This window comes from Mesorhizobium salmacidum (SeqCode) (genome assembly GCF_037179605.1).
Taxonomy (GTDB): Bacteria; Pseudomonadota; Alphaproteobacteria; order Rhizobiales; family Rhizobiaceae; genus Mesorhizobium; species Mesorhizobium salmacidum.
On the sequence record NZ_JAPYKS010000016.1, the window covers coordinates 67,842 to 79,196 of the forward strand.

Here is an 11,355-nt window from a genome sequence, read left to right on the forward strand (position 1 = left end):
CCCAGGGACTGTCCATGTTGTGTCGAATCGCTCTGCTCATGAAATTATTCCTATTTTATTGATGAGAACAAATCAAGAACTTTTCTATGGCGCGATGCAAAAACTGGCGTCGGTCAGTGGTTTCCGCTATTCGGCTCACGATGCTCAGTGTTCTCATCGAAACGCATAATGACGAGGAGGGTCTCGCCCGCACGTTGGCGACGCTGATTGGCGGCGCGGTCGAGGGCGTGGTGCGAGAGGTCGTCGTCTGCGACAACGGCTCCACCGACCACACGCATCGTGTCGCCGAGCATGCCGGCTGCCACTATGTGGGGAGCGGCGGCATCGCCGCCGGCATCCGCCAGGCCAAGGGTGACTGGCTGCTGTTTCTCGAACCGGGTGCGAGGCTGGTAGAGGGCTGGATCGACGCGGTCGTCGCCCATACGGCTAGGCAGACCATGGCCGCCCGGTTCTCCCGGGCGCGGGGCAGCCGTACGCCGTTCCTGGCCCGGGTCTTTTCCGCAAACCGTGCTCTCGCCGACGGACTGGTGATCAGCAAGCGGCAGGCGGCACCTCTGTCCAAAAAAGCCGGCACCGCCGAGGCGTTGGCGCGCGGCTTGGCGACAAAGAAGCTCGACGCCGAGATCTGGGTGGCGCCACCGAGGCAGGCACAGCGCTCTCCGAGGTGATTTTTTGCAGCTGCTCTGCGTGGCGTTGCTTTTTAAGGGGCCGATTTGCCGCGCCGCAGATGTTCGTCCAGGCGCGGCATGATCTCGACGAAGTTGCAGGGCATGTGCCGGTAGTCGAGCTGTGCCTTGAGGATGCCGTCCCAGGCATCCTTGCAGGCGCCGGGCGAGCCCGGCAGCACGAAGACGAAAGTCGCGTTGACGACGCCGCCGGTCGCTCGGCTCTGGATCGTCGAGGTGCCGATCTTGTCGTAGGAGATGCGGTGGAAAACTTCCGAAAAGCCATCCATGCGCTTTTCAAAGATCGGCTCCAGCGCCTCGGGCGTCACATCGCGGCCGGTGAAACCGGTTCCGCCGGTGGTGATCACGACGTCGATGGCCTTGTCCCGCGACCACGCCAGAACGGTGTCACGGATTTTTTCGCGGTCGTCGGTGACGATATCCCGGCCGGCCAGGATGTGGCCGGCCTCGGTGATGCGATCGGCCAGCGTCTGGCCGGATTTGTCGTTGGCGAGGCTGCGTGTGTCGGAAACCGTCAGCACCGCGATGCGCACCGGAATGAAGGCACGGCTCTCGTCAATCCTGGCCATCTCACTCAGCCTCCGATGCAATGCTGCGTGTTGCCGCGACGAACCAGTCGGGCTGGCGGCTGCGGATCTCGGCGGCTGCGCGCTTGGCGACATTGCCGGTCTCGAACAGGCCGAAGCATGTCGCGCCCGATCCGGACATTCGTGAAAAACCCGATCCCGCCTTATCAAGCCATGAAAGCGCCCTGCCTATGGCGGGCCGCATCGCAAGGGCCGCAGGTTCGAGATCGTTGCGGGTGATCTCCAGCCAGTTGCGCAGGCTGTGAAACTCGATGCTGCGCGGCAGCGGCGGCAATGGCTCATTGTCGCGCCGGGACAGTGCTGCGAAGATTTCCGCCGTCGAGACCGGCGTGCCCGGATTGACCAGCACCAAACCCAGCGCCGAAAAATCCGCCACCATCGACAACTCCTCACCGATGCCGCGCGCCACCAGCGGCTTTGCCGCCAGGCACATCGGCACATCGGCGCCAAGCGAGAGACCGATCCGCGCCAGCTCGGCGCGAGCGATGTCCAGCCCCCAGCTGTCGGCCAGCCCGCGCAGCACGGCCGCCGCGTCGCTCGACCCTCCGCCCACGCCGGACGCGACTGGAAGGTTCTTTTCGAGCCTGATGATCACGGGCGGCGTGCTCCGAAGACCGGCGGCCTGCCGCAACGCGTCGCGTGCCTTGAGCACCAGATTGTCACCATCGGGCGGAACGTCCGGCGCGTAGCGGCCGGATACGGTGAAATCGTCGCCTTCAGCCGGCGCGATCTCGATCCTGTCGCCAAAGCGCGTGAACACAGCCAGGCTTTCGATGAGATGATAGCCGTCGGGGCGCCTGCCGGTGACGTGCAGGGCAAGGTTTATCTTGGCGGGTGCTGCCCATGTCCGAACATGCGGACCGGACTCCACAGTCTCGATTGCGAGTGAAATGAGGGTCAGTCCTTGGCCAGCCGGTATTCGCCGGTCTTCGGATCCTTGACCAGCGTTCCCATCGCGCCGTTGGCCGCCTGCTTTTCGGTCCGCCGTACCTTGGCCGTCACGCGCTCAGCCTCGCGCAGGAAGGTGCGGTAGCCGAAATAGGCGGCAATGCCGACGACGGCAAAGAAAATGAGTTGCGGCATGTCAAAACTCCTACCACGCTGGGCCGGTAACGGCGGCCGGTCGGGTCTTTCGGGCAACCATGCTAGACGCTTTCATGGCTTTTTCAAAGCCCGAAGCGCGCCCACAATGCGCGCTCTTCCGCCGCATCAATGACGCCGCTGGCCGCTGCCGCGGCGATATCGGGCGCTGAAAAGCCCTTGCTCGAGCCGAACAGGCCGAAGCGGCCGAACAGACCGCGCGGCGCCGTTATCAGCTTGAGCCGGGTCTTCGGCCCGAAGCGGGTCTTCAGTACCGTGCGCATATCGCCGAGCGCATCGACGAGGCCGAGTTCCAAGCCTCTCTTGCCGGTCCAGAACAGTCCGGTGAACAGTTCCGGATCGTCCGCCAGCTTCGTGCCGCGCCGCTCCTTGACCAGATCGATGAAGGTCTCGTGCACTTCGAGCTGCAGCACCTTCAGCCGCTCGACGTCTTCCTTTTTCTCGGGCTTGAACGGATCGAGCACTGCCTTGTTCTGGCCGGCGGTGTGGACACGGCGCTCGATGCCGATCTTCTTCATCAGTTCCGGGAAACCGAACGAGGCCGACACCACGCCGATCGATCCAACGATGGAGGAGGGGTCGGCGAAGACCTCGTCGCCGGCGACAGCGATCATGTAGCCGCCAGACGCCGCGACATCCTCGACGAAGACAAGCACCTTTTTGTTCTTCTCGACCGCAAGGTCACGAATTCGCTTGAAGATCAGCCGCGACTGCACCGGGGAGCCGCCGGGGGAGTTGATCGAGATCGCGACCGCCGGCGCGTCGAAGGAAAACGCCTTTTCGATCAGCCCGGCGGTGGAGGCAAGCGACAGGCTCGGCCGGAACGGACCGCCGCCGGCCATGATGGTGCCGTGCAGCCGGATGACCGGAATGGTGTCGACGGTGGAGCGCCAGGACTTCGGCAGCAGACGGTTGAAAAGACGTTTCACGATGAAGTGGTCTCCGGCGATGGTTGCAGGCATGTAGTGATTTCCCGGCCAACGGCAATGTTCAGGCCGCGAACAGCTCAGTCTCCGAACAGCGAGGCGAGCCCGTTGGTTATCATTTCGCTGCGCTCGTCGGGGCCGTTGCCCGATCGCGCGTGAAGCATCAGGGGCGGACGGATGGCGAGCTTTCCCCTCGCCCCAAGCGCCGCCCGCACGATAATACGGATCGCCGCCGCGTCGGGGCGAGGGTGCACGGCGAGCATCTCGGCTTCGCCGAAGCGGCCTGAAATCGCGTCGAGAATGGAGCCGAGCTGTTCGGGCCGGGCGATCACGGCAAGCCCGCCGCGCGGCCTGACAACCGCTGCCGCACTGCGGATCCAGTTTTCGAACAGGCCATCCTCCATGACATGGGCCTCTTTTCGCAGGCGGTCCGATGTGGCGCGGTCCCGTGCGGCGTTGAAAGGCGGGTTCATGATGACGAAGTCGAAATCATTGTCGGCAAGGCCGGCGGCGGCCCGGGCCCGGCCCGAAACGGTGACATCGGCGACAAGCACGGCCGCGCGATCGCTGAGATGCGCATTGCCGGGATGGGCAAGCGTGGCCGCCGCGAAGGCCGCCATCTCAGGCGCGCGTTCGACCAGCACAGCCTGGGCGTCCGGACAGCGCGACAGCACTGCCAGACCGGCAGCACCGGCGCCGGCCCCGAAATCGGCGAGCCGCCCGCCAAACGAGGATGGCACCGATGCGGCCAGCATCATCGCATCCATCCCGGCGCGATGGCCGCCATGCTTGGGCTGCACGAGCCAGAACCGGCCGCGGTGGAAGGCATCGACCGTATGGGCCGGCATATCCGTGTCAAGGGTGGCTGGCGCGGCGGACATTATTTCTGGCGGATCTCGTTGGCGATGCCGGCGTCGGTCAGGATGCGTCGCGCTGCGTCGGCCTGTTCGGCGTCGACCATGACGCGCCGCGGCAGGATGCCGAGCGAGCCGTCGAGCACGCTCATATTCTGGTCGGCGACGAAGCAGCCGATGCCGGCGTCGCGCATCAGCGATTCGACAAACGAGATGATGACGGCGTCGTTGGTGCGGATTAGCTCTATCATCGCAAGAAACTCGCAGGTTGCAGCATGCATGTAAACGTGCGGCCGCGCTTCCGCATTTGCCGACGTTGACAGGCTGTCGTCGCCGCCGCGCCAATTCGCCACTTGCCGTGGCCGTGCCCGCCGCCCTAGAGTCCGTGCGGGACTAAGGGTGCCGTCGCACGCGTTATACCAAGACGGGAGTGATTGTCGTGGGTGTCGTTCTCAACATCGAAAACGGGAAGCGGGAGCCCGCCTCCATCAAGGATTTGATCGATCTGACGGCGGCCGATATGGGGCGCGTCAACAAACTAATCTTGTCCAAGGCCGGCTCCGACGTCGAGATGATTCCCGAAGTCGCCAACCATCTGATCTCGTCCGGCGGCAAGCGGCTCAGGCCAATGCTGACGCTGGCTGCGGCGCAGATGTTCGGCTATGCCGGCGAGGGCCACGTCAAGCTCGCCACTTCGGTCGAGTTCATGCATACGGCCACGCTTCTGCATGACGACGTTGTCGATGAAAGTGGCATGCGGCGCGGCAAGAAGACCGCCCGCATGATCTGGGGCAACCAGGCCAGTGTGCTGGTCGGTGACTTCCTGCTCGGCCAGGCCTTCCGCATGATGGTCGATGTCGGCTCGCTCGAAGCGCTCGACATCCTGTCGAGCGCCGCCTCGATCATCGCCGAGGGCGAGGTCATGCAGCTTGCCGCCGCCAAGAACCTCGAAACCACCGAGGACGAGCACTTCGCCGTCATCAAGGCGAAGACCGCCGCGCTGTTTTCGGCCGCCGCCGAGGTTGGCCCGGTTATCGCCCAGGCGACCCGCAACGATCGCGCTGCGCTGCGCTCCTACGGAATGAATCTCGGTCTTGCCTTCCAGCTCATCGACGATGCGCTGGACTATGGCGGCACCAGCAAGGATCTCGGCAAGAATGTCGGCGACGATTTCCGCGAGGGCAAGGTGACCTTGCCGGTCATCCTCGCCTACCGGCGCGGCAGCAAGGCCGAACGCACCTTCTGGAAGCGTGCCATCGAGGACAATGTGGTCGACGACGCCGGGCTGGAAAAGGCGATCGGCCTGATGACCCGCCATGGCGCCATTGCCGACACGATCGGGCGCGCCCGCCATTTCGGCGAGATCGCCCGCGACGCCTTGGCGCCTCTGGAAGAGACGCCGCAGAAATCGGCGCTGATCGACGTCATCGATTTCTGCATCAGCCGGGTGAACTGAGGCGACCGGCTTTCGCTGGGCTTTCCGGGGCTGCGCCAGTGAAAAGACGCCTGTGAATTCGACCCTGCCGTCTCGACAAGCCGCCTTGCCGCAAATTATCTATAAATCATGGCAAAGGGCACGGACGACACCATAGCGGTGCGCATCAGCAAGGTATTGGCGGATCGCATCATTTCCGGCGCGATCGAGCCGGGGGCGAGGCTGCGGCAGGATCACGTCGCCGAGGAATTCAACACCAGCCATGTTCCCGTGCGCGAGGCCTTCCGCCGCCTCGAGGCGCAGGGGCTCGCCGTCAGCGAGCCGCGCCGTGGCGTGCGCGTGGCGGCCTTCGATCTGGGTGAGGTCAAGGAGGTCGCCGAAATGCGGGCGGCGCTCGAAGTGCTGGCACTGCGCCATGCCGCGCCGCATCTGACCTCGGCCATTCTCGACCAGGCCGAGGAGGCGACCAAGGCCGGCGACAAATCCCGCGATGTCAGGTCGTGGGAGGAGGCCAATCGCGCCTTTCACCGGCTGATCCTGGCGCCATGCGGCATGCCGCGCCTGCTTGCCACGATCGACGACCTGCACGCGGCAAGCGCGCGCTTCCTGTTCGCGGCATGGCGCTCGGAGTGGGAGACGCGCACCGATCAGGACCACCGGGCGATCCTCAGCGCCTTGCGGCAGGGAAATACCGAATCGGCCGCGGCAACACTGGGACGGCATGTCCAATGGGTTGGCCGCAAGCCGGTCAGGACAGCGTCCGGCACCACGCGCGAAGCCTTTGCGATCGTGGGTTAAGCGCGCTTGTCCCGAGCCTGGGCTTGCTATCGCTCCAAAAATGTGGATTCGATAATAGATCGAAAGCATAAATTATCTATAATTTTGGATTGACCGAAGGGAAGCCTATGACCAACCTCGCATTCTCGTCCGCCAGACCGTCCTTCAGCCCGCTGCGCCTCCAGCAGCGATCGCTCGGCTGGCAGGCCGGCGCCGTCGTGCTCGGCACGCTGTTCCTGGCGCTGTCCTCCTACATCGAGGTGCCGATGGTGCCTGTTCCCGTGACCATGCAGACCTTCGCGGTAACGCTTGTCGGCGCGCTCTATGGCTGGCGGCTTGGCGCGGTGGCGATCGCCGCTTGGCTGGTCGAAGGTGCTGCCGGCTTCCCGGTCCTGGCTGGCGGCGCTGCCGGCATACAGCATTTCGTCGGCCCGACGGGCGGCTATCTCTTTGCCTTCCCGATCACCGGCGCGCTGGTCGGCTGGTTGGCCGAACGCGGCTGGAACGGCAACAGGGTTTTGCTTGCCTTTGCGGCCATGCTGCTCGGCAACGTCGCCTGCCTGGCTCTCGGCACGGCCTGGCTTGCCGTCATGATCGGCGCCGAGAAGGCCATCACCTTCGGCTTCGTGCCGTTTATCGTCGGCGGGTTGCTGAAGTCGGCGCTTGGCGCCGCGACGCTGATGGCGCTCCCGCGCGGCAAGATGAATTTGCCGAAGCCGTGACGATCAGGCTTCGCGCCCATCATCTCCTTTGCCTGCTCACCTATGTGGGCAAGGGATACAGCCCCGCTTTCACCGCCAATTATGACGGGATCGCGGAGCGCCTGAGCCGGGGCGAGGACATCCTCTTCGTCTCCGGCCCGGACGACATCTGCGCCCCGTTGCTTGGCGAGCCGGAACCGCACTGCTTGCGCGACAGCGCGGCCGAGCGGGACCGGCAGGCCGGCGATGACGTGGAAGGGCTGCTGGCTCGGCCGATCCGGGACGGCGTCCGCCTCGATCTCGATGCCGCGACCCTGATGCGGCTGCGGCTGGCGTTTTCGGCCGGCCACGTGCGCAAGGCATGCGGGGGCTGCGAATGGAGCGGGCTGTGCGGCACGGTGGCAAGTGGCGGCTATCGCAATACGCGGTTGCAACGGCCCGTTGAGACGCAAAACTGTCCCTTTTAGCCATGCTTTGTTAATCGGGTGACCCGATTGTGAATTTCGGGCGGATTGAAGCGCGACCCCAAAAAGGCCATGCTTTGCCTGGAAAGATCGAGTCTGGGTCGATCCGCTGACGCGGAGATGGCGCCTGGCTGAAAGGGATATGATGCAGCAAGGACGTGCGCGCTGGCTGACAAGGCTGGCAATTGTGACGGGCATGGCGATCTCGGCTTTGCCGGCCTATGCCAAGCAATCCACCGAACCGGTCAAGATCTCGTCGTTCTCGGGCGCTTATCTGGCTGCCCGGATCGCCGAGGGCGACAACGACCTCGACAGCGCCATCGCGTACTACAAGCAGGCCTTGGCCTTCAATCCGAGCGACACCGCACTGCAGCAGAGCCTGATGCTATCGTTGATCGCGCAAGGCCGCTTCGACGAATCGCTGGTCTATGCCGACAAGCTCAAGGAAGTGCCCGATGTGGAGCGCTTCTCGCGCCTGGCGCTGGCCGTCGATTCCTTTCACAAGAAGGATTTCACCAAGGCGCAGTACTGGCTCAAGCTGTCGCTGGAATCCGACCTCGACCGGCTGATCTCCGGCGTCATGTCCGGCTGGGCCGAACAAGGTGCCGGTCAGGCCAGCGAAGCTATGGCTTCGATCGACAAGTTGCAGGGGCCGGACTGGTTCGGCCTGTTCAAATCCTTCCACCGCGCTCTGATCGCCGATGCGTCTGGTATGCCCGAAAAGGCCGAGGCGATCTACGCGGCGACGATGCAGGATACCACGGCCGGCGGTGCGGCGCCTGAAACCTGGATGCGCAACGCGCAGGCCTATGCATCGTTCCTGGCCCGCAAGGGTGACAAGGCCAAGGCGATCTCGGTGCTCGACCAGGCAGAGGCGTTCTCGCCGGGCAAGCTGGAAATCGTAGCTTTGCGTGACAGGATCAGCAAGGGCGACAAGATTGCGCCCCTCGTTTCCGGTCCGTCCGATGGTGCTTCCGAAATCCTGCTCGATCTTGCCACCGCGCTCAACCGTGGCGGCGGCGAGCCATTCGTGCGCCTCTATCTGCAATATGCCTTAGCCCTGAAGCCCGACAGTGACGCGGCCCTCGTGCAACTCGCCGCCGTCGCCGAACAGCTGAAGGACGGGGAGGGCGCCATCGCGCTCTATCGGCGCATCCCGGACTCTTCGCCGCTGAAGGAGATTTCGGACCTGCAGCTTGGCCTCAACCTTGCCGACCTCGACCGCCATGACGAGGCGATCACGCATCTGAAGGCCTTCGTCGAGGCCCATCCCAATGACATGCGCGCCTATCTGGCGCTTGGCGGAGTCTACTCCTCGAAGGATGATTTCCGCTCCGCCGCAAATCTCTATGACAAGGCCGTCGAGGCGCTGAAGACGCCAACCGCCGCCAACTGGAACATCTTCTATCAGCGCGGCATCGCCTATGAGCGGCTGAAGGAATGGCCGAAGGCCGAGCCGAATTTCCGCAAGGCGCTGGAGTTGCAGCCGGATCAGCCGCAGGTGCTGAACTATCTCGGCTATTCCTGGGTCGACATGAACACCAACCTGAAGGAAGGCCTGGAGATGATCCAGAAGGCCGTCGATCTCAGGCCTAGCGACGGCTACATCGTCGATTCCCTGGGTTGGGCCTATTTCCGCCTCGGCCGCTTCGATGACGCCGTGCGCGAGATGGAACGCGCGGTCGCGCTGAAGCCGGAAGATCCGGTTCTGAACGACCATCTCGGCGACGCCTATTGGCGCGTCGGCCGCAAGCTGGAAGCCACCTTCCAGTGGAACCAGGCCCGCGACCTGAAGCCCGATCCCGACGTGCTGGCCACCCTGCAGCAGAAGCTGATGAAGGGCCTGCCGCCGATCGAATCCAACACGGCGCAGGAGACCCCGAAGGTCAAACCGGAGCCGGTTCCGGCCCCCAAGGGCTGAAAATCGCCTTTTTTGGAATGCGAACGGGGCTCTCAGGGCCCCGTTTTCGTTTTGATATCCGTTCCGCTCAAAAATGCCTGCCGGCGCCGGAAACGTCCTCAGAACATCTTCCGATAGACGACGAAGCCCGACCGTTCGCCGACCGTGTCATAGAGCTTCATTGCCGTGTGATTGGTTTCATGCGTCAGCCAATATACCCGGCCGGAACCGGCCGCCTGGGCGCGCTCGTAGACGCCTTCGATCAGCGCCCGGCCGATGCCTTTGCCGCGCGAGGCCTCGTTGGTGAAAAGGTCCTGCAGATAGCAGTTCGGCGCGATCGCCGTGGTGCTGCGGTGGAACAGGTAATGGACGAGGCCGAGAAGCTGGCCCCCGCTCTCGGCGACCAGCGCATGGACCGGCTCGTAGGCGTCGAAGAAGCGCGACCATGTCATCGCGGTGATGTCGCTTGCCAGCGCCGTCTCGCCCGAACGGCCATAGAACGCATTGTAGCCGTCCCACAGCGGCATCCATCGGTCGAAATCCTGGCGCGTGACGGGGCGGATGGTGATCGGGTTGGACATGGCTGAACCTGCTGTGCCTGAAGCGGACGCTTTGTTGGATCGCGGACCGTGGCGGCGAGCAATGGGCCAGTCGCACGCAAAGTCTTCAACATCGCCCGGCATGCTCACGACGGCCCGCATCGGACGCGCCTTGCTTGACGCTTCGCCGCCGTGTCTCTAGGACGTGGCCGCAAGCTAGCCTGTGTCGCCGAGGCCACCGTGACGATTGAAATAGCCCATATGCATCCCAGCCGCTCCTTCCAGGGGCTGATCCTGACCTTGCACAATTACTGGGCGGCTTATGGCTGCGTTATCCTGCAGCCCTATGACATGGAGGTCGGGGCCGGCACGTTTCATCCCGCAACGACGCTGCGCGCGCTCGGGCCCAGGCGCTGGAACGCCGCCTATGTCCAACCATCGCGACGTCCGAAGGACGGCCGCTACGGCGAGAATCCCAACCGGCTGCAGCATTACTATCAGTATCAGGTGATCCTGAAGCCCAATCCGCCGAACCTGCAGGAGCTTTACCTCGGCTCGCTTGCGGCGATAGGCGTCGACCCGTTGCTGCACGACATCCGCTTCGTCGAGGACGACTGGGAAAGCCCGACGTTGGGCGCCTGGGGCCTCGGCTGGGAATGCTGGTGTGACGGCATGGAAGTGTCGCAATTCACTTACTTCCAGCAGGTCTGCGGCATCGAATGCGCGCCGGTCGCGGGCGAACTCACCTACGGCCTGGAGCGCCTGGCCATGTATGTGCAGGGCGTCGACAATGTCTACGACCTCAACTTCAATGGGCGCGAGGGCGCCGACAAGGTCACCTATGGCGATGTGTTCCTGCAGGCCGAGCAGGAATATTCGCGCCACAATTTCGAATACGCCGACACGGCGATGCTGCTCAGGCATTTCGAAGACGCCGAGGCCGAGTGCAAGGCGCTGCTCGAGGCCGGCGCGCCGGCCTCAAACGACAATCTGCCGATGCACAAGATGGTCTTCCCTGCCTACGACCAGTGCATCAAGGCGAGCCATGTCTTCAACCTGCTCGACGCGCGTGGCGTGATCTCGGTCACCGAGCGCCAGAGTTACATCCTGCGGGTGCGCAATCTGGCGAAAGCCTGCGGCGAGGCGTTCTTGAAGACGCAGGCCGGTGGCCTGGCGGCCTGAGTCTCAACCGCCGTTGATCATTTCGAGGGAAGCGTTGATCGGCGGCAGGATCTGGCCGCTCGGACCAGCCATCGTCCGCAGCGCCTGCCGCACGCCCGGCATCGAGAAGGCGCCGTGAGCCTGCGCGGCGAAGCAGGCGCTGAGCGCGAGGATCTGAAGAAGTCTGGATGCCGTTTTCATGATCGTTCAGCCAATAGTTCCCT

15 protein-coding genes are annotated in these 11,355 nt (G+C 64.0%); 7 read left to right on the forward strand and 8 right to left on the reverse strand.

Annotated elements, in window-relative coordinates:
• The first annotated feature begins 140 nt into the window (after positions 1-140).
• The gene (locus tag O7A60_RS21235; protein ID WP_337107881.1) at positions 141-668 is read left to right on the forward strand and encodes a glycosyltransferase; all 528 of its coding nucleotides are present in this window, start codon (positions 141-143) and stop codon (positions 666-668) included.
• A gap of 32 nt (positions 669-700) precedes the next feature.
• On the opposite strand, the gene moaB is transcribed toward O7A60_RS21235, so the two are convergent.
• The 6 genes from moaB to O7A60_RS21265 all read right to left on the reverse strand — a co-directional run bounded on the left by moaB (position 701) and on the right by O7A60_RS21265 (position 4,405).
• Positions 701-1,255, reverse strand: coding sequence for a molybdenum cofactor biosynthesis protein B (moaB, locus tag O7A60_RS21240; RefSeq protein WP_027142307.1), 555 nt, complete (start codon positions 1,253-1,255; stop codon positions 701-703).
• A 1-nt stretch (position 1,256) separates the two neighbouring features.
• Positions 1,257-2,144: a 4-(cytidine 5'-diphospho)-2-C-methyl-D-erythritol kinase gene (locus O7A60_RS21245; RefSeq protein WP_337107882.1), complete on the reverse strand. Its 888-nt coding sequence runs from the start codon at positions 2,142-2,144 to the stop codon at positions 1,257-1,259.
• Positions 2,145-2,170: 26 nt separating this feature from the next.
• Positions 2,171-2,356, reverse strand: coding sequence for a membrane protein (locus tag O7A60_RS21250; RefSeq protein ID WP_027142309.1), 186 nt, complete (start codon positions 2,354-2,356; stop codon positions 2,171-2,173).
• Between the two features lie 83 nt (positions 2,357-2,439).
• Positions 2,440-3,303: a S49 family peptidase gene (locus tag O7A60_RS21255; protein WP_337107943.1), complete on the reverse strand. Its 864-nt coding sequence runs from the start codon at positions 3,301-3,303 to the stop codon at positions 2,440-2,442.
• 77 nt (positions 3,304-3,380) lie between these two features.
• Positions 3,381-4,181: a tRNA1(Val) (adenine(37)-N6)-methyltransferase gene (locus O7A60_RS21260; protein WP_140771644.1), complete on the reverse strand. Its 801-nt coding sequence runs from the start codon at positions 4,179-4,181 to the stop codon at positions 3,381-3,383.
• The gene (locus O7A60_RS21265) at positions 4,181-4,405 is read right to left on the reverse strand and encodes a putative signal transducing protein (RefSeq protein ID WP_337107883.1); all 225 of its coding nucleotides are present in this window, start codon (positions 4,403-4,405) and stop codon (positions 4,181-4,183) included. The genes O7A60_RS21260 and O7A60_RS21265 overlap by 1 nt, the downstream gene beginning before the upstream one ends.
• A gap of 188 nt (positions 4,406-4,593) precedes the next feature.
• Between O7A60_RS21265 and O7A60_RS21270 the strand changes: the two genes are divergently transcribed.
• The 5 genes from O7A60_RS21270 to O7A60_RS21290 all read left to right on the forward strand — a co-directional run bounded on the left by O7A60_RS21270 (position 4,594) and on the right by O7A60_RS21290 (position 9,452).
• On the forward strand, positions 4,594-5,610 hold the full coding sequence (locus O7A60_RS21270; protein ID WP_337107884.1) for a polyprenyl synthetase family protein: 1,017 nt from the start codon (positions 4,594-4,596) through the stop codon (positions 5,608-5,610).
• A gap of 108 nt (positions 5,611-5,718) precedes the next feature.
• Entirely contained in the window at positions 5,719-6,387 is a 669-nt protein-coding gene (locus tag O7A60_RS21275; RefSeq protein WP_337107885.1) for a GntR family transcriptional regulator, read from the forward strand.
• Positions 6,388-6,494: 107 nt separating this feature from the next.
• Positions 6,495-7,088 carry a biotin transporter BioY gene (locus tag O7A60_RS21280; protein WP_337107886.1) on the forward strand — a complete coding sequence of 198 codons (594 nt, stop codon included), beginning with the start codon at positions 6,495-6,497 and terminating at the stop codon, positions 7,086-7,088.
• Complete coding sequence (locus O7A60_RS21285; protein WP_337107887.1) at positions 7,085-7,534, forward strand: DUF1284 domain-containing protein; 450 nt, start codon at positions 7,085-7,087, stop codon at positions 7,532-7,534. The genes O7A60_RS21280 and O7A60_RS21285 overlap by 4 nt, the downstream gene beginning before the upstream one ends.
• 142 nt (positions 7,535-7,676) lie before the next feature.
• Complete coding sequence (locus O7A60_RS21290; protein WP_337107888.1) at positions 7,677-9,452, forward strand: tetratricopeptide repeat protein; 1,776 nt, start codon at positions 7,677-7,679, stop codon at positions 9,450-9,452.
• 98 nt (positions 9,453-9,550) lie between these two features.
• On the opposite strand, the gene O7A60_RS21295 is transcribed toward O7A60_RS21290, so the two are convergent.
• Positions 9,551-10,012, reverse strand: a complete 462-nt coding sequence (locus O7A60_RS21295) for a GNAT family N-acetyltransferase (protein ID WP_337107889.1) — start codon at positions 10,010-10,012, stop codon at positions 9,551-9,553.
• Positions 10,013-10,210: 198 nt separating this feature from the next.
• On the opposite strand from O7A60_RS21295, the gene O7A60_RS21300 reads away from it, so the two are divergent.
• Positions 10,211-11,152: a glycine--tRNA ligase subunit alpha gene (locus O7A60_RS21300; protein ID WP_337107890.1), complete on the forward strand. Its 942-nt coding sequence runs from the start codon at positions 10,211-10,213 to the stop codon at positions 11,150-11,152.
• 3 nt (positions 11,153-11,155) lie between these two features.
• Here O7A60_RS21300 and O7A60_RS21305 read toward each other — a convergent pair whose 3' ends face one another.
• Positions 11,156-11,332, reverse strand: a complete 177-nt coding sequence (locus O7A60_RS21305) for a hypothetical protein (RefSeq protein ID WP_181165842.1) — start codon at positions 11,330-11,332, stop codon at positions 11,156-11,158.
• Positions 11,333-11,355: the final 23 nt, after the last annotated feature.